The following is a 21935-nucleotide window of genomic DNA, read 5'->3' on the forward strand; positions in this document are numbered from 1 at the left end:
ACCGCACTCGTGCCAGCCTTGCCGCAATCGAATGAAAGGATGCGACATGGCATGTGCGGCGGCGCTTGAGGAGCAGGGGCGCGAACGGCAGGACTGGAAGATCGGCGTCGATATAGGTGGCACGTTCATCGACTTCTGCGCGCTGGAAACGATCACCGGGCGCGTTGCCTCGCTCAAGGTCCTGACGACGCCGGACGATCCGGGCGCCGAGCTGATGACGGGGCTCTCCCTCCTCGCCGAGCGCGAGGGGCTCGATCCAGCATTGGTAAGCCGGTTCGTGCACGGCACCACCGTCGGCATCAACACGGTGATCCAGCGGCGCGGCGCATCGCTCGCCCTCATGACGAATGCCGGCTTCGAGGACGTCCTGGAGCTCGCGCGGCTGCGCATGCCCGACGTCTACTCGCTCTTCTGCTCCCGCCCCGACCATCTGATCGCGCGCGACATGATCTTCGGCATCCCGGCCCGCATGAGGGCGGACGGAAGCGAGGCATTGGCGCCCGATCTTGCGGCCGTCGCCCGCGCCGCCGCGAATGCCAGGGCCAAGGGCGCGGCCGGGATCATCGTCTCCTTCCTCCACTCCTGGCGCAACGGCGCGCAGGAGGCGGCCGTGCGGGCGGAGATCGAGAGAGCGGCGCCCGAACTCTTCGTCTTCACCTCCTCGGAGGTCTGGCCGGTCATCCGCGAATACGAACGGACCACGACGGCCATCCTGAACGGTTATGTCCATCCGCGGGTTGCCGGATACCTGACCGCCCTCGAGGACCGGCTGGCCTCGCGCGGCATGAAGGCGCCGGCGCTGCTGACCCGATCGAACGGCGGCGTCATGAACGCGGCCGAGGGCAAGCGTTCCTGTGTCCATATGCTGCTGTCGGGAACCGCTTCAGGCGTGATCGGCGCTGCCTGGCTTGCCCGCCGCGCCGGTGAAAAACATGTCCTGACGCTCGATATCGGCGGCACGTCCGCCGACTTCGCGCTCATCATCGACGGCGAGCCGCAGTTCGGCACGGGCGAGCTGATCGGCGAGTTCCCGCTGCACATCCCTTCGGTGGCGGTCAGTTCCATGGGGATCGGCGGCGGCTCGATCGCCAGCATCGATTCCCATGGCGTGCTGCGCGTCGGCCCCGAATCGGCAGGCTCCTCGCCGGGACCCGCCTGCTACGGAAGGGGCGGCACGGACGCGACCGTCACCGACGCCATGGCTGTCTGCGGCTGGCTCGGCCACAGCCAGATGGCCTACGGGCAGCTACAGATCGACGTCTCGCTCGCCCGTGCCGCGATCGCAAGGCTCGCCGAGCGGATCGGCAGGACGCCCGAACAGGCGGCCCAGAACATCCTCGACGTGGCCATCTCCGAAATGTTCGTCGAAGTGGAAAAGCTCGCCTCCCGGGCCGGCGTCGATCTTCGCGAATTCACCCTGATGCCCTTCGGCGGCGGCGGCCCGATGCTCGGCGCCTTCCTTGCCCGTGAATTCCGGATGGCGAAGGTGATCGGCCCGCCGCGGCCGGGGGTCGTCTCCGCGCTCGGCGGCCTCGTGGCGGACCTGCGCGGCGACTTCATCCGCACCGTCTTTACCGAGCTGACGCCCGCGGCCCTGCCCTCGCTGCAAAGCGCCCTCGATTCGCTGACGACCGAGGGTGGCGGCTGGCTCGCCGAGCAGGGGCATGGGGGACCTGCCACGCTCAACCTGTCCGCCGACATGCGCTATGTCGGCCAGAGCTTCGAGATCGAGGTTCCCCTCCTGGCCAAATGGCTTTCCGAAACGGATCTCGAAGCGATCGAGCAGGCTTTCCATGCCATGCATGCAAGGTTGTACGATTTTCACGATCCGGACGGCGAGATCGAGATCGTCAACCTGCGCCTTGCCGCGATCGGCGAAGGGCCTGCCGTGGAGCTCGCGGTCGAGGCCTCTGAAGAGGGGGCGAGGATGCGGCCTGAACGCTACATACCCGTCTTCATCGGAACCGCCACCGAGGAGATCGGGCTCTACCGGCGCGACCTGCTGCGCCCGGGCGGGCGCTTTTCAGGACCTGCCATCGTGGCCCAGGAAGACACGACCTTCGCGATACCGCCAGGCACGGAAGTGGCGGTCGACCGGCACCTCAATCTGCAACTGACTTTTCCGGAGTGACAGTCCATGTTCGATCCCGTGAACCTTCAGGTGTTCGCCAACCACACCCGTGCGGCCGCCGAGAACATGGCCTATACCCTGCAGAGGACGGCGCATTCGGCCTTCGTCAAGGAGACGGAGGATTTCACGGTCATGCTGGTCAACCGTCGGGGCGATACGTTCGGGGTGCCGATGGGGCTGGGGGCGACCTGGTATCCGGGCCTCACCTATACCCGGGCCATCGAGATGATCGATGGCTACAAGCCGGGTGACGTCGCCTTCACGAACGATCCCTATTCCTGCTTCGTCGCGACGCATGCCCCCGACACCCATCTCTGGAAGCCCGTTTTTTACGACGGCGAGATCATCGCCTGGACGGCCGGGCACATCCACAACACGGACATGGGGGGCGCCGTGCCGGCATCGCTGTCGCGGGCCCTCACCGAGATCCATCAGGAAGGCATCCGCTTCCCGCCGATGAAGCTCGTCAACGAAGGCGTCTTCGACGAGGCCATCCTCAAGGTCATCACGACCAATGTCCGCAAGCCCGACCTGAACATCGGCGACATGAAGGCGCTCGTCGGCGCGCTGAACACCGGCGAGCGCAAGATCCTCGCCATGGTGGAGAAGTTCGGCAAGGGCGCCTTCCTCGCCGGAACCGAGATGCTGCTGGACCATGCGGAGGCCCAGGCCCGCACCCTGCTTCGCGCCATGCCGGACGGCACATGGGAATTCGTGGACTATGCCGACGAGGACTCCGTCGAGGCCAATCCATGCCGGCTGAAGCTGACGCTGACGATCCGGGGCGACGAGGCGATCCTCGATTTCACCGGCTCCGACCCGCAGCTCGGCTCGTCGCTCAACGTGCCGTCCGGCGGCGATCCCCGCCACACGATGCTGCTCGTCGGCGTCTACTATGTGCTCTACACGCTCAACCCCCGGATTCTCCTCAACACCGGCCTGACACGGCCGTTCACCTGCATCACGCCGAAAGGCAGCGTCCTCAACCCGGTCTCGCCCGCCGCCGTCGGCATGCGCTCGCTGACCTGCGCACGCCTGCGCTCCGTTGTCTTCGGCGCTTTCTGCCAGGCCGTGCCCGACAGGCTGCCGGCGGCCCCGGCCGGCAACAATTGCATCGTCAACGTCATGACGACGGACGAGCGGACGGGACGCACGGTCATCGCCGCCGTCAATCCGGTGGTCGGCGGCGGCGGCGGGATGCCGCATCGCGACGGCACCAATGGTTCCGGCGCCGATGCCGCGTATCTCAAGAACACGCCGATCGAGATCACCGAGACCGAAGTGCCGATCGAGTTCGTCAAATACGGCCTTGCCAGGGATAGCGGCGGGGCGGGGCGCTGGCGCGGCGGCCTTGCGACGGAAATGGCGTTCCGCGTCTTCACTCCCGACAGCCGCATCACCGCGCGCAATCGCGATCGCAGCTTCTTCCGCCCCTGGGGCTTCCTCGGCGGCCGTGCCGCCGGGCTCTCCGACATGGTCCTCAATCCCGGGCGTGACGACTATCGCCGGCTCGGCAATATCGATACGGCGACCCTGCAGCCGGGCGACGTGCTCGAGATCCGCTCCGCCGGAGGCGGAGGCCGCGGCGATCCGCTGGAGCGCGAAGTCTGGCGCGTCGCCCGGGACGTGGCGCGCGGTTACGTCTCGCCGGCGGCCGCCGCGAACGACTATGGCGTCGTGATCCGCGATGGCGCGGCCGACGACGCCGCGACAGAGGTGCTGAGGGCGAAGATGCGGAAGCCGGCCACCGGACAGTTCCACTACGGCCCGGAGCGAGAGGGCTACGAGGCACAGTGGACCCGCGCCGCCTACGACCTGCTCACCGATATTCTTGCAGGCCTTCCCATCCACTGGCGCTTCTTCGCCAAGACGGAGATCTTCCGTCGCATGGAGGGGCGCTCCGGGCCCGAGGGCGTGGCGGCGGCCTTCGACGATGTCAGGACGCGCTTCAGGGAAATGCCGGAAACGAAGGCCACGGCGAAGGGGGCCGCGGAGTGACGCAGGCGCGGCGACATGGCCAGGGTGTCGGCAGGCTCGTCCGCCTGTCGGAGCTCGAAAGACCGCATGTCGGCTTCCGCCTCGACGGAACCGACTGCGAGGCTCTTGCCGGCGATACCGTGCTGACCGCGGTCCTCTCCGTCAGGACGAGCGTCAGGCGGTCGGAGTTCGGGCCGGAGAACCGGGCGGGCTTCTGCCTCATGGGTGCCTGCCAGGACTGCTGGATCTGGCAGGAAGACGGCACGCGGCTGCGCGCTTGCTCCACCCATCTGGTCGAAGGCATGCGGCTCACGACGACGGAGCCGGAAGGATGGTTGCGGTGAGGCCGAATGCCGTGCGCGTCGTGATCGTCGGTGCCGGCCCCGCCGGCATCCGCGCGGCGCAGACGCTGGTTGCAGCCGGAGTGAAGCCGGTGGTGATCGACGAGGGCGCCCGGGCGGGCGGCCAGAGCTATCGCCGCCCCCCGCCGGCATTCAAGCGCCGGGCCGAAGCTCTCTACGGCTCCGAAGCAAGCAAAGCGGTCGACCTTCATGCGGTTTTCGACGGCATGGTCGCGTCCGGCACTATCGATTATCTCCCGGCGACATCCGTGCTCTCCCACGCCGAAAACGTGCTTCACGCGCTGACACCGGCAGGACGCCGCGAAATTGGCTATGACCGGCTGATCATCGCGACCGGCGCCACGGATCGCGTGGCGCCCGTGCCCGGCTGGCAGGCGCCCGGCGTCTACAGCCTCGGTGCCGCGCAGATCGCACTGAAGGCGCAGGGCGTCGCGCTCGGCAGGTCGATCGTGCTCGCAGGATCCGGCCCGCTTCTGACGCTCGTCGCCTACCAGCTTCTCGAAGCCGGCGCGGGCGTCGTCGCCGTCCTCGATACGTCCGGCCTGCGAAACCAGCTTGCCGGCCTGTTCGGGATGCTGAGCCGGCCGCGGCTCGTCCTGCGCGGCCTGGCGATGCGCGCACGGCTCGGGAAGCTTTACCATGCCGGGGTGACCATCACCGGCATCGACACCGACAGCACCGGGCCGGTCGCCATCCGATGGTGCGACGCGGGCGGCAAGGCCCGCGAAACGGCCTGCGACATGGTTGCCCTCGGATGGCACCTGCGGGCCGAGACGCAACTGGCCGCCCTTGCGGGCTGCCGGTTCGATTACGATGCCGACTGGTTGCAATGGCTGCCGCGCGCCGACCGCATGGGCCGTGCGGGCGGCAACCTCTACCTTGCCGGCGACGGCCTGCGCATCCTGGGCGCTGACGGGGCGGAGATCGCCGGCCGTCTTGCGGCATGCGCCTGCCTTTCGGATATGGACTTGCCCGCCCCGGACAGCGCTGGCGATCTTCGCCGGCTTGCCCGCTGCGAACGCTTCGCGCGGGCAATGGCCCGGGCCTTTCCCTGGCCCGCGCAGATGGTCCGGCAGCTTCCGGACGAAACGGTCGTCTGCCGGTGTGAGGGGGTGACTGCTGCCGGGCTCCGGGAGGGCGCCGCACTGGGCGGGACTGAGGTCAACCGGGTGAAATCGCTCGCCCGGGTGGGCATGGGCCGCTGCCAGGGGCGGTTCTGCCAACTCGCGGCTGCGGAAATCATCGCCGCCGACGCGGCGATCGATCCCGCCGAGGCAGGGCGCCTGCGGGACCAGGCGCCCGTTCGCCCCCTGCCGATCGGGGCGTGGATACGGGACGCGTGAAACGGCTGCCGATCGCGGCGGCTGCCTTCAGGATTCGCGTCCCTTTGCACGCAACACGGCGGCGCAGGCCTCCCGGAGATTGTCCCGCATATCGCTGTGACTGCCCGTCAGTGGGCGATCCTTGCTCGTCAGCAGCGCGATCGGCACGGTGGTGCGCTGCTTCAAGGGCCGGCGCACGAGGCCGGGGAACTGCTCCCATGGCAGCAGCCCGTCGACGATCGCGACGCCGAAGCCGTCCCGGACGAAGGGAAGAGCGGTGATGGATATGTCGATCTCGATCACCGGATTGAACATCTGCTTTTCGGTAGCGGCAGCGCTCAGCAGAAGGCGCCCGGGAAGCGTGCTGGCCCGATAGGAGATCAGCGTCTCGTCCTGAAGCTCGGCAAAGCCGATCTCCTCCCTCTCCGCCAGCCGATGGTTCTCCGGCATGATGCAGACCAGCTCGGCATGGCCGAGCGTCTCCACCTCGATGCCCGGCCGCGCCATGTTGTTCATGACCACGCCGAGCGGCGCGTCGCCGTTCTGGATCATGTCGACGATGTTGATGAGGGGGGCGATGAGAGAGCGCACCACGACATCGGGATGGGTGGCGCGAAACGCCAGCAGGGCTTTCGGAACGACCGACATGGCCGGCGGCGCGGAGGCCGCGACCCGGATCAGGCCCGTCCGCCCGAACCGCATGTCCGTCGTGCGCCGCCGCAATGCGCCGAGCTCGGCGAAGATACGCTCGCATTCTGGATAGAGCTCCTCGGCCTCCCGGGTCGGCACGAGTTTTCCGCGCACGCGGTTGAACAGCTTGAAGCCGAGTTGGTCTTCCGCATGGAGCAGGATCTGGCTGAGCGCGGGCTGCGAGATGTTCAGCATCGAGGCCGCTCCCGTCACGGTGCCGCATCGCATGAGCATACAGAAGACTTCAAGCTGCCGAGCCTGCATGGGTTTTTCACTCTTGTTGAACGCGGCCTTGCCGCCATCGCCTCTGGAGATCATGCGCAAAGGACCGTGTGTGATCAATTGCCAAAAAGCCCGAGACCGATGAAGGCTGTGCCGCTGCATCGACGAAGTGAACCGGCAGGCCGCCGCAAGGATCGAAATATGCGACGACGACGGCCTTACGCGCCAATGCCCGAATCTCCGGTATCGGCGGGACGGAAGGTTCCTCGTGCGTACCCATGGTGCGCACGGCCCGCAGCAGGCGCGTAGCCGCTTGAATCGTAAGGCAAGCTGTGGGGACAGCCGGCGAACCGAGTCCGGCCTGCCGCCCGACATGGCAAGGCAGGCCGGATCTTTTTCCTGCCTGTCAGTCGGCGAACGAGATCATCACATGCCGGGGCACCGTGTAATCCTCCAGCGCATAGATCGACATGTCCTTGCCATATCCGGACTGCTTCATGCCTCCGTGCGGCATCTCGCTGCAAAGCATGAAATGCGTGTTGATCCATGTGCAGCCGTACCGAAGCCGTGCGGCAAGGCGCATGGCCTTGCCGATATCCTTCGTCCAGATCGACGAGGCAAGGCCATAGTCGCTGTCGTTCGCCCATTGCATCGCCTGCTCGGCATCGGAAAAGCGCGTCACGGTAACCACCGGACCGAAAACCTCGCGACGCACGATCTCGTCGTCCTGCAATGCGCCGGCGACGACGGTCGGCCGGAAGAAGAAGCCGCGTTCGCCCGCAACGCCGCCGCCGGTCACGATCTCGATATGCCTTTGTTCGGCCGCGCGCGTCACGAAGCTCTCCACCCGGTCACGCTGCCGTCTCGAGATCAGGGGACCGAGTTCGTTCTCCGTGTCGTCGGGCCTGTCAAAAGCCAGCGTGGAAACGGCGCCGGCAAGATCGGCTACGAGCTTCTCGTAGATACCGTCCTGCGCATAGATACGGCAGGCAGCGGTACAGTCCTGTCCGGCATTGTAATAGCCGAACGTCCGGACCCCACGGACGACGGCGTCCATATCGGCATCGTTGAAGACAACGACCGGCGCTTTGCCGCCAAGTTCGAGATGGGTCCGCTTCACGGTGCCAGCCGCTGCGCTGAGCACCTTCTTTCCGGTCGCGACATCCCCCGTGATCGAAACCATGTCGACCCCGGGATGATGTATGATCGCATTGCCGATCGTCTCGCCGCGGCCGAACACGATGTTGACGACACCCTCCGGCAGGATGGCCGAGAGAAGATGCGCCATCTTGAGGGCCGTCAGCGGCGTCAGTTCAGAAGGCTTGAAGACGACGGTGTTGCCGCCGGCAAGCGCAGGAGCAAGCTTCCACGTCATCATCATCAGCGGATAATTCCATGGCGCGATGGAGCCCACGATGCCGAGAGCATCGCGGCGGATCATGGAGGTGTGGTTCGGCAGATACTCCGCCGCCACGGGAGCCTGCATGGACCGGACGGCGCCGGCGAAGAAGCGCCAGCAATCGACGATCGCCGGCATTTCATCGTTGCGGACGGCGTTGATGGGCTTGCCGCAATTGAGCGCTTCCAGTGAGGCAAAGGCCTCCGCCTCCTTCTCGATGGCGTCGGCGATCTTGAGAAGGCAGGACGAACGTTCCGCCGGCGTCGTCGCCGACCATGCGGGAAAGACCCGTGCGGCCGCCGCCACCGCCTTCTCCACCTGCGCTGTACCGGCCTCGGCGAGGCGCGTGATGACCGCGCCTGTTTTCGGGTTGACGATTTCCTGTTCGGCGCCTTCTCCATCGAGAAAGTCACCGCCGATGAGCATCTGGCTATCCATTGCATAACTCCTGGGAATTATCGGCCTTGGGGCGGGCGCCTCCCGCGCCCGCCACCCCGGTCCGCTTCTTACTCGCCGGCGACGGCCGGGCCTCCGGCAGCGCGCCGCATGAACGGCAGAACGAACAGCCCGGCCGCCACGACGACCGCACTGGTCAGCAGCACGGCATAGTTCTCGTACCAGTTGGCATCGGGCATGCGTGGCCATGCGAGGTTTATGATCGCCGAAACCCCATAGGCGAAGGAGAGCAGCGTGACGGGAACGCCCCATCCCCGAAGGTTGAACGGACCCGATGGCTTCCAGCCGCGCAGCCGCGCCGATATCGCCGCAAACACCACCATCTGGAAGGCAATGTAGATCCCGACGGCCGCGAAGCTGACCACCACGGCAACGGCGTTGCTGAGGAAATAGCCGCCCACGGTGATGATTGCCGGAACGATCCCGCAGATCACCAGGGCGACATTCGGGACATGCGTGGACGACAGCCTTGCCAGCGCCCTGGAGGCGGGCAGCATGCCGTCCCGGGCGAAGGAGAACATGAGGCGGCTGGCGGCGGCCTGCAAGCTCAGCACGCAGGACAGGAACGACACCAGGACGACAAGCAGCACGACCCGCGCACCGGTTTCGCCGAAATTGGTGGTCAGCACCGTCCAGACCGGATCGGTATCCTGCCCGGCGATCACGGCGCCGATGTCCTTGACGGCCAGGATCAGGGCAAGACAGACGAACATGGCCGCGGCACCCCCGACATAGATCGTCAGGCGCATGGCGCGCGGGATTGCCCGGCTGGGGTTCGGAACCTCCTCGGCGACGTCCCCGCACGCCTCGAAGCCGTAGTATTGGAATATCCCCGCGAGCCCCGCCGCCAGGAACGCGGGCAGATAGCTGCCCTCGCCCGTGACGGAAAAGGTATCGAACAGCACGGAGAAGGGCTGTTCGCGGCCGAATGCCAGCAACCACGCGCCAACGATCAGCGCCCCGCCGAGTTCACACAGGAAACCCATCATCGCGACGCGGGCGAGCACCTTCGTGCCGGCGAGGTTGAAGAGTGTCGAGACCGCGATGATCAGGATCGCCGTCACGGTATTGACGAAGGGCGAGGGTTCGAAACCCGCCAGTGCGGCAAGATAGGGACCGGCGCCCATGGCGACGGCTGCGACGGTGGTGGCGAGCGCCCAGAGGTATACCCAACCTGTCATCCATCCCCAGCGGTCGCCGATCAGGCGGCGTGCCCAGGGATAGACGCCTCCCGCTATCGGATATTGCGAAACGATCTCCGCAAAGACCAGACAGACGAGGAACTGGCCGATGCCGACGAGGAGATAGCTCCAGAACATCGGCGCGCCGCCCGTCGCCAGTGCGAAGGCGAAGAGAGTGTAGACGCCGACGACCGGCGACAGGTAGGTGAAGCCGAGGGCGAAGTTTCCCCACAACGACATCTTTCGATCGAACGAGGCCGTATAGCCCAGTGCTTCCAACTGGGCGTCATCCGCCCGGTCGTTCATTTGTTTGGCTGCGGTCATATGCTCCTCCATTATGTATCCGCATGATCGTGAACTCACGGCACCGTCCGCACCGGATCGCCCTCCGCCGATCCAGGGAAGATGGTGTCGAGATCCTGCAAGCAGGGCATGCTGTCCAGCATGGACGGATCCACATGCAGTGGCCGTCGTCTTCCCTCATCCCCGTCACGTCCTCCAAAAAGCATGAACCGTGCCACTCTCAAAAACGTCTATGTTTCAAACCGTTAGAAAAGGGGCCGCTTCGGCCCGGTGAAGGCATGTTGCGTTGTTGCAGCGTTTCTGGTGAGATTGTGCAGCAGTTGGATAGCGCTGGGGGGACGCTAAATGAACATGCGGAAGGCGGCGGTCGGGCCCTACGGCTTCGCCGAAACTCTTCTTTGCGATCGTCTCGATTCCCGTGCCGTGCTCATTTCGGTCAGCCCTGCTGAAGCCGGGCTTCTGGGCCATTCCGACGGCGTGCTGACCGGGCTCGCAGCCGACCGGCTCTACGACGCGGCCTCGCTGCGCCGCTTGCTGGCAATGCTCTCCGAAGAGGGGTCGGGCGGTCCCTCTGCCTTTCCGGTGACGATGCTGCGCGCCGACGGCGTGCGAATCGAGCTGATGGCCATCGCCGTCAGGGGCGGCACGCAGGAGCAGCCGGTTCTGGACGTGTTCAAGGCGCCAGGCCTCGACACGGAGACCGCCTTCAGGGGGCTGGTGGAGAGCAACGAGATTCTCTGGTCGATCATCCAGAAAGCCCGGGAGGCAATCTGGTGCATCCGTTTCGACCGGCCGGTCAACGTCAAGCTGGGCGTCGACGAGATCGTCGACCAGATCTTCGAGCATCCGGCTGTCTGGTGCATGTGCAACACCGCCATGGCGCGCGCTTACGGCCTGCGCGATGAAAGAAGCCTCAACGACCACGATGTCCGGTTCCATTGGCCTCGCAACACCGTGAACGAGGCTTTCATCCGTGAGGTGATCGCCAACGGTTTCCAGGTCGAAGGCGCGATTTCGGAGGATATCCGGCACGACGGCACGCCGGTCCTGATGGAAAACGACGTGCGTGCCGATATCGCGGACGGGAAACTGCACCGCCTCTGGGGCACGCTGCGCGAGGTCAAGTCGGGCGGCTTCGGCGCCCAGGCCGAACGTGCCGACTACGCGGCGCTCGCCTTCGAGCTGCTGCCGATGCCGGCCTGTCTTATCCGTTCCGACGGAACGGTGATCACGGAAAACATCGCCTGGCGGCTCGCCTTCGGGCCGCTCGCCCACGTCGCGGCGCGCATGGCCTTCCGGTCCGCCGGAACCGGCGAGCCCCGGGAGATCGTGCTGCCACTTCCGCTTGCGTCCGGTCATACGCAGCATCACCTCGTCGCCTGCCGCTGGCAGTCCGTCACCGAACAGGGAGCCTTTGCCGCCGGCACCGCCTACCTCACCGTCACCGCCCGGCAGTTGGAAACCGAGACCGGAGCCGGGACATGAAGCGCAGCAAGATCGCCCCGTTTCGCCTCGATCCCAACCCGAACAGCATCGATCCCGACGCGTTGCTCAAGCTTTGCAGCGAGGACGGGTTCCAGCAATTCATCGATGTCCTGGACAGGGCCGTGATCGTCCTGGACGAGGAACACCGTATCCTTGCGCTCAACAAGGCCGCCGAAGCGACGACCGGCATCCACCGATCCGTTGCCTGCGGCGTTTCGGTGGAGGTCATGTCGGCCAGGAGCCGGGTCGACCTGAAGCCGCTGGCGAGCGGACATACCATCGGCCATCGCAGCCTCATGCTGCGATTGCGCGACGAGTCCGGCGAGGTTCCGGCATCGCTTCATGTTCTGGCCAGGGCCGGTATGCCCTGCATCAGCCTTGCGCTGCTCCATCTGCCCGCAACGGGCACCGCCCGGCCGAAGACGGCCGAGACGCGGCCGCTCCTGCGCAGCGATACGCTGCCGCTCTACCAGAGCCGGCTCGAGCCGCTGATCGAGCTTGGCGTGCGCGCCTTCCAGGCGCGTCGCCGCATCTTGCTTCTCGGCGAAACGGGTGTCGGCAAGACAACGCTGGTCATGCAGATGCACCGGCAGGCCATCGGCGTCGACCGTCCTTTCGTTCACGTCAACTGTTCCAGTATCAGCGAGACGCTGTTCGAGGCGGAGATGTTCGGCTATGAGCGCGGCGCCTTCACCGGGGCACTTGCAAGCGGCAAGCCCGGCTTCATCGAGGCCGCCAGCGGCGGCACCCTGTTTCTCGATGAGATTGGCGACATGCCGCGCTCCCAGCAGGCCAAGCTGTTGAAGTTCCTGGAGGATGGTTGCATCCAGCCTGTCGGGGGCGTCCGGCAGAAGGCGGTCGACGTGTTCGTCGTCTGCGCGACCAATCGCGATCTGGCCGAGGATGTCCGCGAACGGTGCTTTCGCGAGGATCTCTACTATCGCATCGCGATGATTCCCCTCACGGTTCCGCCTCTTCGGGAATATCGGGAAGAGTTGCCGGGGCTCATCGACACGATGGTCGCGAACCTCAACCTCACGCGCCGGTGTCGGCTGGTCCTGTCGCAGGACTGTCGCCGGCTGATGGTCGAACACAGTTACCCCGGCAACATGCGGGAACTGATCGGCATCATCGGCCGCCTTGACCTGCTGGCGGACGAGGTCGCCGGCGTCGAGCACCTCCCGCCGCAAATGGTGTCGGGCTTGCGGGGCGAGCCGCTTCAGGCCCCACCCTCGCTCGATGATGACGAGGATGCTGTCGTCGGGCAGCCTTTGAAGACGCGGGTGAAGGCCTATGAACGCCGCCTCATCGAGAACGCGCTCAGGGCCGCGCCTTCCAAGCGCCAGGCCGCCCGGGCGCTGGGCATCGATATAGCCTCGCTCCTGCGCAAGCTGCAGGAATAGCCTCCACCGATCTTTCCGGCATAGTCTCTTCTCGCCACCCGGCGATGCCAAAAAGCATCACGGCGCTGCGAATGTGAAGCAAATCCCGATCCAAGCAGACTCCGAAAGCAACTGGAATGAAATCAAGCCATTGAAAATATATCAATAAATAAAATTGGCACGCGCTTTGCAAAGTTTCCGGCGAACGACAGCAAAGAGTTCCCCTAACGGAGGAGGTTTGGGAAATGGCGCGTGACCAGAAATACGATATCCTGTTCGACAAGGTGAAGATCGGCCCGAAAGTGTCGCCGAACCGGTTCTTCCAGACGTCGCACTGTGCCGGGGTCGGCTCGGAGCGGCCCGGGACGCAGGCCCTGTTCCGCGGCACCAAGGCCGAAGGCGGCTGGGGTGTCGTCTTCACCGAATTCTGTTCGATCCACCCGGAATCCGACGAATTCCCCTACACCTCCGCCCGCCTGTGGGACGAAGGCGACGTCCGCAACCTCGGCGCCATGTGCGACGAGATCCACAAGCACGGCTGTCTTTCCGGGGTGCAGCTCTGGTACGGCGGCATCCATTCGCCGCGGCTCGAATCGCGCGAAGTCCCCCGGTCGGCCTCCTGCCTGCCGTCCAACCTGCTCCCGGCACGCACCATCTATGCCGCCGAATGCGACGAGGACGACATCAAGGCGATCATCAACATGTACGTGCTGGCGGCCAGGCGGGCGCAGGACGCCGGCTTCGACCTGCTCGAGGTCACCGGCGGCGACAGCACGGTCCCGATCCAGTTCCTCGAGCGCCGCTACAACAAGCGCACGGACAAGTACGGCGGTTCGCTGGAAAACCGCGCCCGCCTCTATATCGAGATCATGACCGCGCTCAAGAAGGCCTGCGGCGACACCAGCGCCATCACCACCCGCTTCGAGCTCGATACCCTGCAGGGCCCACACGGCCTGCAGGCCAAGGACGAGGGCATCCGCTTCGTCGAACTGATGCACAGGGAAGGCGTGTGCGATCTCTGGGCGGTGAAGATCGGCGACTACGAGGAATGGGGCGAGGATGCCGGCACCTCGCGCTTCCGCAAGTCGGGCTGGATGCTGCCCTTCGTCCGGGAAACCAAGGGCGTCGTCGGCGACACGCCGGTCGTCGTCAACGGCCGCTACACCAGCCCCGACGACATGGTCGCCGTCATCCGCGGCGGCATCGCCGACATCATCGGCGCCGCCCGCCCGTCGATCGCCGATCCCTTCCTGCCGAAGAAGATCGAAGAGGGGCGGCCCGAAGACATCCGCGAGTGCATCGGCTGCAACCAGTGCGTCTCCAAGTTCAACCAGTCCGGCCTGCTCAACTGTACCCAGAATGCCACCGCCATGGAGGAATACCGCCGCGGCTGGCATCCGGAACGCTTCACCAGGACGAACGACAGCTGTTCCGTGCTGGTGGTCGGCGGCGGCCCGGCCGGCATGGAATGCGCCCGCGTGCTCGGCGAGCGCGGCTACGACGTGCACCTGCGCGAGGCGGAGGCCGAGCTCGGCGGGCACCTGCGCAACGTCATCCGCTATCCGCGCATGAACGAATGGGGCCGTGTCACCACATATCGCCAGATCCAGCTTGCCAAGATGAAGAATGTCGAGGTGCATCTCGGTGTCGGCAAGATGACGGCAGACGACGTGCTGGCCTACGGCGCCGACAAGGTGGTGATCGCCACCGGCTCGCACTGGGCGACCGACGGCCTCGGCGCCGAAGGCCACGGCACGCTGCCCGGCTGCGACGCCTCGCTACCGACCTGTCTCACCCCCGAGCAGATCATGGCCGGCAAGCCGATCCCCGGCGAACGTGTGGTGGTGCTCGACGGCGACGGCCATTTCACCGGCGTCAGCATGGCGGAATTCGCCGCCGATCTCGGCAAGAAGGTGACGCTCGTCACCAATATGTCGGACCCGGCCGAATACAGCCAGTTCACCATGGAAGTGCAGAACAACAAGCGCATGATGCACGAGAAGGGCATCGCCATCCTGCGCAACCATTGGGTCGAATCCTACGAGGACGGCAAGCTCACGCTGTTCTACCTCTACCGCCACGGCTGGGCCCTCACCGACCCTGAAAACGGCAGGATGCCGCGCCGCGAAGGCACCGACGTCACCTTGCTGGATGCGGACGCCGTCATCCTCGTCACCTCCCGCGTGCCGGACCAGGGGCTCTTCGCCGAACTGAAGCAGCGGCGCGGCGAATGGGAGGCGAACGGACTGCAGGCCGTCTACAGGGTCGGCGACTGCCATGCACCAAGGCAAATTTCCGACGCCGTGTTCGATGGCCACCGCCTGGCGCGCGAATTCGACAGCGAACACCCGCAATACCCGCTGCCGTGGATCCGCGAACGGCAGCTCTGGGGTTCGGAGACCGTGCCCGCCCTCGGCGACCGCCGCCCGGTCGTCGAGCCTGCCGTCTGACCGGCAGGGCGGCGCCCCGCGATTGTGGCGCCGCCCCCCCTTCGGAGCCCGCACCATGCAAACGCGCGAACTGTTCTCGCAATTCTCCCCGTTCGCCTTCGGGATATTCTACCTGATCGCGATCGCCGCCATCGCAGCCTTCGTCGCCGGACTGGCGCGGCACATGCTGCGCTATCGTCGCGGCCGGCCGGCGGGCGTGCCCGTCGACTGGCGGGGCGGCCTGCGGCGGATGCTCGACGACGTCGTCACGCACCGCACGCTGAGCCGCCGCGATCCTTATGCGGGAACCGCGCACAAGCTGATCTTCTTCAGCTTCGCCACGCTGTTCATCGGCACCTCGACCATCACGCTCGAATACGACATCGTGAAGCCACTCACCGGCCTGACCTTCTGGAAGGGCTGGTTCTACCTCGGCTTCAGCCTGGTGATGGACATCGCCGGGCTGATGCTGATCGCCGGCCTTGTGATGATGATCGCGCGCCGCGCCTGGTTCGGCCTTGCGAAACTCGATTACGTGCGCCGCTACCGCGGTGACACCGCGCCGCTGCCACGGGCGACGGCCTGGAAGATCGAGGACTGGATATTCCTGGTCACGCTGCTCCTGATCGCGCTCTCCGGCTTCTTGCAGGAGGCTGTCCGCCTGATCGTCGAAAGACCGCCGCTTTCCGATCTTTCGCCAGCCGGCGCCGCGCTCGGCAGGCTGCTCTCCGGCCTCGGACTCGATGCGGCGGGCGCCGCGGCGGTGCGCCGGGCCAACTGGTGGGTCCACGGCGTGCTGGCGCTTGCCTTCATTGCCGGCGTCACCTGGACAAAGGGCAAGCACATGGTCGCCGCCTTCGGCTCGCTCGCCGTGCGCGACAGCCGCAGCGTCGCCCGCCTTCCCGACGTCGCCGAGGGCGAGCCGGTCGGCGTCACGCGCATGGACGATTTTTCCTGGCGCGATCTCCTGCATTTCGATGCCTGCACCAAATGCGGCCGCTGCCACGATGCATGCCCGGCGCGGGGCAGCAACTACCCGCTGAGCCCGCGCGACGTCATCCTCGACCTGCGCCTGCTGGCGCAGGCGGGCGGCGGCGGCGCCGATCCGCATCAGGTGATCCCGCCGGAAACGCTCTGGGCCTGCCTTGGCTGCGGCGCATGTGCCGAAATCTGTCCCGTCGGCATCGAGCAGCCCGTCAAGATCCTGAAGATGCGCCGCGCGCTCGTCGACAGGGGTGAGATGGACCCGACGCTGCGCGGCGTTCTGGAGACGGTCGCCAATGTCGGCAACAGCTTCGGCGAGCCCGCCCGCAAACGCGGCGCGTGGACGCGCGAGCTCTCGTTTCCCGTCAAGGATGCGCGCAAGGAACCGGTCGAGGCGCTGTGGTTCGTCGGCGACTTCGCCTCGTTCGATCCGCGCTCGCAGACGATCTCGCGCCTCGTCGCACGGCTGTTCAACGCGGGCGGCCTCGATTTCGGTATCCTGTTCGACAGCGAGCGCACGGCCGGCAACGACATTCGCCGCGTGGGCGAGGAAGGACTGTTCGAGGCACTGTTATCCCACAACGGCGCGCAGATGGCGCAGTCGTCCTTCGACTGGATCGTCACCACCGATCCGCATTCGCTGAATACGCTGCGCAACGAATATGGCGGGGCCGTCAGGGACCGCAAGGTGCTGCACTATACCAACGTGCTCGCCGACTGGCTGGAAAGCGGGCGCCTGAAGGTGACGAAACCGCTCGGCAAGCGCGTGACCTATCACGACCCCTGCCATCTCGGACGGCTCAACAAGGAATACGACGCACCGCGACGGGTGCTGCGCGCCATCGGCTGCGAGCTCGTGGAAATGCCGCGCTCGCGCGACAATTCCTTCTGTTGCGGCGCAGGCGGCGGGCGGATTTGGACACCCGATCCGCCGGGCGTGGAAAAACCGTCGCACGGCCGTATGCACGAGGCGGCCGCGCTCGAAAATATCGACATATTCGTAACCTGCTGCCCGAAGGATCTGACGATGTTTGAAGATGCACGAAAGGCAAGCGGCCACGAGGACGACTTCCTGGTCGCCGACATCGCCGAACTGGTGGCCGAGGCGGTCGAGTTGCGGGCGATCCCCGCAAGCCACCTGCCGGAGCTGGTGAACCGCATCGCCGAAAGCCTGGCCGAGAAGGTGACCGCGCGCGTCGTGCCGGAGCTCATCCAGGCGCTTGCCGGCCACTCGGGCCGGCTGTTGGCGGCCCCGCCCGCCCTTCCGGCCGAAGGCTTCACCACCCCGGCCCCGCACCCTCGGACGGCGGACGCCGAGCCGAGCGTTGCCGGCGGATGGTCGGTCGTGCCCGTCGCGCCGGCATTGATTGCCGACTACGATCGCCCGGCCAGGACCGGGGTCCGCGTCCTCGTTGCCGTCAAGCATGTCGGCAAGCTCGGCGACGAGTTCCGCTTCCGCCCCGATGGCCTCGACGTCATGCCCGAGGATCTCGACCATCAGTTGAACGAGTTCGACGAGACCGCGATCGAGGCGGCGCTGCAGCTTGTCGAAGGCTTGGGCGCAGGAGAGGTGGTCGCCGTGACCATCGGCCCGGAAGAAGCCGAACCGTCGCTGCGCAAGGCGCTTGCCAAGGGGGCGCATCGCGGCGTCCGCGTCTGGAGCGAGGCCGCCTCCCCGGCCGATCCGATCGCGGTCGCCGCCTTGCTCGCCGGGGTAGCGTTGCAGGAAGCCGCCGATCTCGTTCTTACCGGCGTCCAGTCGAGCGACTTCGCCAACGGTGCGACCGCCGCCGCACTCGGCGGCGTCCTCGGCTGGTCGCATGCCGCGGTGGTGGTGGAGATGCAATGGGATGGCAGGGGTCGCCTCGACATCACCCGTGAACTGGAGGGCGGCGTTCGCCACCGCCAGAGCCTGCCGGCGCCGGCGGTGCTGTCGATCCAGTCGGGCGCCAACGTGCCGCGTTACGCCACCATGCGCATGATCAAGGAAGCGCGGTCGAAGCCCGTGGCGGAGGCCGCCGTGGAGGCGATCGGCGCGGAGGCGACCGGCCGCCGGGTCGCCGCGATGGATCGGCCGCCGGCCGGCCAGGCGTCAATGCTGGAAGGGTCCGCGGCCGAGGTCGCCGCACGCATCGCGGCCATCGTCCGCGAGAGGAAGGGAGGGTGAAATGGGTGGAATTCTGGTCCTCGCCGAGCATCTGCGCGGCAATCTGAGCCCGCAGACCGGCGAGGTGATCGGCCTGGCGCGCGAGTTGAAGGCGACGGTCGGCGGACCGCTCGTGGTGGCGGTGATTGCGGACGATCCCGTGCGCTACCATGCGGACCTGGCGCTCGACGGGGTCGACGAGGTGCTGGCGGTGGAGGCCGGCGCGCATTTCGACCCGGCCGTCTACGAGGAGGCGGCCCATCGCCTGGCGCTGGCGGAAAAGCCAAGGCTCGTCATGCTCGGCCACAGCGTGAACGGTATGGGCTTCGGCCCGGCGCTCGCCGTCAGGCTTGGCGGCAGTTTCGTCAGCGACGCCTTCGGAATCGAGGCCGACGGCGGACGGCTTCTGGCGCTGCGCGGCGGCTACGGCAACAAGGTGGTGACGAAGATCGACATCACCGATCCCTGCGTGACGACGCTGATGCTGCGCGGCGGCAGCGGCAAGCCGCCGCCGTCCGGCAGCGCGCTGCTGCGCATCGTGCCGCTCGACCTCCAGCCGGCGGCCGCACATACGGCGGAGCACAAAGGCTATGTCGATCCGCCTCCCGCGGACGTCGACATCACCAGGGCCGAGTTCATCCTCTCGGTCGGCCGCGGCATCCAGGACGAGAAGAACATCGAGCGCTTTCGCGCGCTGGCCGAACGCCTGGGAGCGGCCTTCGGCTGCTCGCGGCCGATCGCCGATTCCGGCTGGCTGCCAAAGGCGCATCAGGTGGGCCTTTCCGGCAAGGTGGCACAGAATTGCAAGCTTTACGTCGCGCTCGGCATTTCCGGTGCCGTGCAGCACCTGCACGGCATGAAGCATGTGGAGACCATCATCGCCATCAACACCGACCGGAATGCGCCGATCTACACCGTCGCGACCTATGGAGCGGCAATCGATGTATTCGAATTCGCCGATGCTCTGGAAAGGGAGTTTAACTAGGCCCGGTGGAAAGACGAAGCCGATGCATGTCCCGTTGGTATTCGACAGAAGCGACATGGAACGTCCCGGCTTGCGATCCCGCTGCCGACATGCGCGCACCCGGCGCGGGAAAGCCATCTGGACAACGAAGCCGGCTGTCGCCCCGAGCTTTCACCCGTCCTCTTTCGCTAAGCGATATACGCTCCGCAAGCACCGAAAGATCAAAGTGTCCGCGCATCGCGAGCCCTTGCAAAGGCAACTCCAGTTTGAGCGGCGCGCGGGTCACGGCCTCTTCCGGCCCTTTGCCATGCGTCCAAGTCCGATGCGCCTGGCAAGGCGCGAAGCTGCAACGAGTAGTTCGGCGCCACCATGGGATAGTTGGAAGGCAATCCCCATTTCCGGCGATATTCGTCCGGCGTCAGGTTGAAGCTCGTCTTGATATGGCGCCGTAGAGACTTGAAGGACTTGCCGTCTTCCAGGCAGATAATGGCATCCGCAGTGACCGACGAGCGGATCGGCACGGCGGGCGTTGGAGGCATGGATACGCCATCCCCGCCCGCTTTCCCGCCCTTGGCGATCCTCGAAAGCTCCCTGTAGGTGCTTTCGATGAGACCAGGCAACTCACTTCGCATAACGACGTGGCACGAGACATAGGCAGTGACGATCTCCGCCGTCCTACAGAGGCAGAAATCATGGCCCTCCTCCTCGCCCGTCGGTGTGCTCTCTTCTTTCGATGCCGTTTCCGCTCCGCTCATCGAACGTCTCCTATCTGGCAAGTGCCCCAGGCCGCGCAGCAGTCAACGGCACCATATGGTCGGCGGATGAGCACACGCGCACCCCGGCCGCTAAGTCGCTGAAGATGAACGTACATCTCCGGAGGCAGGCCGGGACACAGGTCCCGGCCTTGTGAACGAGCGACTGTCGTGCCGAGCGTTCCGTCATCGGTTTCAGCGTGCAAGCCTCGCGCCGGACGGCTTCGTAGCGAAGTCAGTCAAGATTGTCGGTGAGATCGTCCATATTCTCTTGAGATCGCGCTCACCGATGGGGGCTTGCCCGGACTGCGGGCGGCAGAGCCGACGCGTCCAAAGCCGATATTTGCGCCGGCCTGCCGGCCTGCTAATTGGTGGCCGCCGAGTGGAACTGACGATCGTAGCGCGCCGCTTTTGGTGCGACGCTGTCCCATCTTCTGCGAACGGTTCGAGGACTGCGTTCTAGCTCGTTGCGCTCGGCGCACCCAGCAGCTCGATACGATCGTGCATCATCTTGGTCTGGCGCTCGGCGGCCGACCTGCTGCAGCCTTCGCAAACCGTCTCATGGTGCCAGTTAGCAATGATACGCTATTGCGCGTGGTTCGTCGTCGCATCGTTGAACCTAAAGATGAGCTGTCCATCGTCGGCATCGATGACTTTGCCTTTCGGCGCAGCCAAACCTATGGAACGATCGTTTGTGACCTGGAGCGCAGGCGACCCGTCACCCTTCTGCCGTATCGAGCTCTGGATACCTCTCTAGCCTGGCTCGCTGCACACTCTCCGATATCGAAGGTCGCCCGCGACCGTGGCGGTGGGTATGGCGAAGCAATCGCAAAGGCGCCGCCCGACACCGATCGGGTAGCTGATGGCTGGCACCTCATGGAGAGCTCGAACCGAGCGTTTCTGGATGCTGTCGGCAAGTCCATGCGTCAGATCAGGCAGGCGGTCGGCAGCAATGTCATCGACCCCGAGCTTCTAACCTACGCCGAAAAGCTCCAATACGAAGGATACCTCCGTCGGCAGGAAACGAATGAGGCGATCCCGGAGCTGTCAAAGAAGGGGACCTCCATTCGCCAAATTGTTCGGCAAACCGGTCACAGCCGAATGCTCGTTCGCGATGTTCTGCGGGGCCAGCGCTTCGACGTCTTCCTTACGCGACCCAATTCATTGGATAGCCGGCTGCCTTGGCTCAATGGCCGGTGGGAAGAAGGCGCTCGCAACGCCCTAGCGCTCTGCCACGAGATACCAACAAAAGGTTTTGCTGGACAAAGCGGTGTCGTCTCACAGTGGGCTCAAAGTCGACGGTTGGCAGAGAGAGCGAACCAGAGCGGGCTTGCACCAACGCCGTCGGCGCGGGTCATTGCCCGCCTGATGACGGCGGCGCGTGATGATCTGGCGAAAACCGAAGCGATTTTGGTGGCAGCGATCGAAGTGGACGTCCCGGAACTCGTGGTCGCCCGTACAGCTATTGGAGACTTCCAGTCCATGATCCGTGCGAAGGCCGCAGCCAAGCTTGATGAATGGCTCCAGGTGGCAAAGATCAGCCTGGTTGGGTCGTTTGCGGGCGGTGTCGAGAAGGACATTGCCGCGGTTCGGAACGCAATCGTTTCGCCATGGTCAAATGGGCAGACCGAGGGGCAGATCACGCGGCTGAAACTGATCAAACACCAGATGTATGGACGCGCAAAACTCGATCTGCCGCAGGCTCGATTGATCGGCGCGATCTAGCCATTCTACTTCAGCAAAAGTTCGT

General features: G+C 65.7%; 13 protein-coding genes and 1 pseudogene. 10 read left to right on the plus strand and 4 right to left on the minus strand.

Going from position 1 to position 21935, the window contains the following annotated elements; translation table 11 throughout:
• The first annotated feature begins 46 nt into the window (after nucleotides 1-46).
• The 4 genes from L0976_RS16235 to L0976_RS16250 are packed head-to-tail and all read left to right on the plus strand — an operon-like array spanning nucleotide 47 to nucleotide 5813.
• Nucleotides 47-2131 carry a hydantoinase/oxoprolinase family protein gene (locus L0976_RS16235; protein ID WP_234188313.1) on the plus strand — a complete coding sequence of 695 codons (2085 nt, stop codon included), beginning with the start codon at nucleotides 47-49 and terminating at the stop codon, nucleotides 2129-2131.
• A 6-nt stretch (nucleotides 2132-2137) separates the two neighbouring features.
• Complete coding sequence (locus L0976_RS16240; RefSeq protein ID WP_234188314.1) at nucleotides 2138-4129, plus strand: hydantoinase B/oxoprolinase family protein; 1992 nt, start codon at nucleotides 2138-2140, stop codon at nucleotides 4127-4129.
• Nucleotides 4126-4452 carry a (2Fe-2S)-binding protein gene (locus L0976_RS16245; RefSeq protein WP_234188315.1) on the plus strand — a complete coding sequence of 109 codons (327 nt, stop codon included), beginning with the start codon at nucleotides 4126-4128 and terminating at the stop codon, nucleotides 4450-4452. The genes L0976_RS16240 and L0976_RS16245 overlap by 4 nt, the downstream gene beginning before the upstream one ends.
• Nucleotides 4440-5813, plus strand: coding sequence for an FAD/NAD(P)-binding oxidoreductase (locus L0976_RS16250; protein ID WP_234188316.1), 1374 nt, complete (start codon nucleotides 4440-4442; stop codon nucleotides 5811-5813). The genes L0976_RS16245 and L0976_RS16250 overlap by 13 nt, the downstream gene beginning before the upstream one ends.
• Nucleotides 5814-5840: 27 nt before the next feature.
• Here L0976_RS16250 and L0976_RS16255 read toward each other — a convergent pair whose 3' ends face one another.
• The 3 genes from L0976_RS16255 to L0976_RS16265 form a co-directional block, all read right to left on the minus strand.
• Entirely contained in the window at nucleotides 5841-6746 is a 906-nt protein-coding gene (locus L0976_RS16255; RefSeq protein ID WP_234188317.1) for a LysR family transcriptional regulator, read from the minus strand.
• Nucleotides 6747-7110: 364 nt separating this feature from the next.
• Nucleotides 7111-8541, minus strand: coding sequence for a gamma-aminobutyraldehyde dehydrogenase (locus tag L0976_RS16260; RefSeq protein ID WP_234188318.1), 1431 nt, complete (start codon nucleotides 8539-8541; stop codon nucleotides 7111-7113).
• A 68-nt stretch (nucleotides 8542-8609) separates the two neighbouring features.
• Nucleotides 8610-10064, minus strand: a complete 1455-nt coding sequence (locus tag L0976_RS16265; RefSeq protein ID WP_234188319.1) for an APC family permease — start codon at nucleotides 10062-10064, stop codon at nucleotides 8610-8612.
• A 324-nt stretch (nucleotides 10065-10388) separates the two neighbouring features.
• Between L0976_RS16265 and L0976_RS16270 the strand changes: the two genes are divergently transcribed.
• The 5 genes from L0976_RS16270 (at nucleotide 10389) to L0976_RS16290 (ending at nucleotide 19454) form a co-directional block, all read left to right on the plus strand.
• Nucleotides 10389-11528, plus strand: coding sequence for a hypothetical protein (locus L0976_RS16270; RefSeq protein WP_234188320.1), 1140 nt, complete (start codon nucleotides 10389-10391; stop codon nucleotides 11526-11528).
• Complete coding sequence (locus tag L0976_RS16275) at nucleotides 11525-12931, plus strand: sigma 54-interacting transcriptional regulator (protein WP_234188321.1); 1407 nt, start codon at nucleotides 11525-11527, stop codon at nucleotides 12929-12931. The genes L0976_RS16270 and L0976_RS16275 overlap by 4 nt, the downstream gene beginning before the upstream one ends.
• 224 nt (nucleotides 12932-13155) lie before the next feature.
• A complete protein-coding gene (locus L0976_RS16280) occupies nucleotides 13156-15360 on the plus strand; it encodes an FAD-dependent oxidoreductase (RefSeq protein ID WP_203316376.1) in 2205 nt (734 codons plus the stop codon).
• Nucleotides 15361-15415: 55 nt separating this feature from the next.
• Nucleotides 15416-18490, plus strand: a complete 3075-nt coding sequence (locus L0976_RS16285) for a heterodisulfide reductase-related iron-sulfur binding cluster (protein WP_234188322.1) — start codon at nucleotides 15416-15418, stop codon at nucleotides 18488-18490.
• Nucleotide 18491: 1 nt separating this feature from the next.
• Entirely contained in the window at nucleotides 18492-19454 is a 963-nt protein-coding gene (locus tag L0976_RS16290) for an electron transfer flavoprotein subunit alpha/FixB family protein (protein ID WP_234188323.1), read from the plus strand.
• A 200-nt stretch (nucleotides 19455-19654) separates the two neighbouring features.
• On the opposite strand, the gene L0976_RS16295 is transcribed toward L0976_RS16290, so the two are convergent.
• Nucleotides 19655-20188, minus strand: a complete 534-nt coding sequence (locus tag L0976_RS16295) for a MucR family transcriptional regulator (RefSeq protein ID WP_304951721.1) — start codon at nucleotides 20186-20188, stop codon at nucleotides 19655-19657.
• A gap of 163 nt (nucleotides 20189-20351) precedes the next feature.
• Between L0976_RS16295 and L0976_RS16300 the strand changes: the two are divergent.
• A pseudogene (locus tag L0976_RS16300) lies at nucleotides 20352-21910 on the plus strand (ISL3 family transposase).
• Nucleotides 21911-21935 lie beyond the last annotated feature (25 nt).

The sequence above is a fragment of the Shinella sp. NM-101 genome (genome assembly GCF_021401195.1).
Taxonomy (GTDB): domain Bacteria; phylum Pseudomonadota; class Alphaproteobacteria; order Rhizobiales; family Rhizobiaceae; genus Shinella.

Coding starts and splice junctions, on each gene's coding strand:
- L0976_RS16235 (WP_234188313.1), top strand. CDS start 47: ATGGCATGTGCGGCGGCGCTTGAGGAGCAGGGGCGCGAACGGCAGGAC.
- L0976_RS16240 (WP_234188314.1), top strand. CDS start 2,138: ATGTTCGATCCCGTGAACCTTCAGGTGTTCGCCAACCACACCCGTGCG.
- L0976_RS16250 (WP_234188316.1), top strand. CDS start 4,440: ATGGTTGCGGTGAGGCCGAATGCCGTGCGCGTCGTGATCGTCGGTGCC.
- L0976_RS16255 (WP_234188317.1), bottom strand. CDS start 6,746: ATGCAGGCTCGGCAGCTTGAAGTCTTCTGTATGCTCATGCGATGCGGC.
- L0976_RS16260 (WP_234188318.1), bottom strand. CDS start 8,541: ATGGATAGCCAGATGCTCATCGGCGGTGACTTTCTCGATGGAGAAGGC.
- L0976_RS16265 (WP_234188319.1), bottom strand. CDS start 10,064: ATGACCGCAGCCAAACAAATGAACGACCGGGCGGATGACGCCCAGTTG.
- L0976_RS16270 (WP_234188320.1), top strand. CDS start 10,389: ATGAACATGCGGAAGGCGGCGGTCGGGCCCTACGGCTTCGCCGAAACT.
- L0976_RS16275 (WP_234188321.1), top strand. CDS start 11,525: ATGAAGCGCAGCAAGATCGCCCCGTTTCGCCTCGATCCCAACCCGAAC.
- L0976_RS16280 (WP_203316376.1), top strand. CDS start 13,156: ATGGCGCGTGACCAGAAATACGATATCCTGTTCGACAAGGTGAAGATC.
- L0976_RS16285 (WP_234188322.1), top strand. CDS start 15,416: ATGCAAACGCGCGAACTGTTCTCGCAATTCTCCCCGTTCGCCTTCGGG.
- L0976_RS16290 (WP_234188323.1), top strand. CDS start 18,492: ATGGGTGGAATTCTGGTCCTCGCCGAGCATCTGCGCGGCAATCTGAGC.
- L0976_RS16295 (WP_304951721.1), bottom strand. CDS start 20,188: ATGAGCGGAGCGGAAACGGCATCGAAAGAAGAGAGCACACCGACGGGC.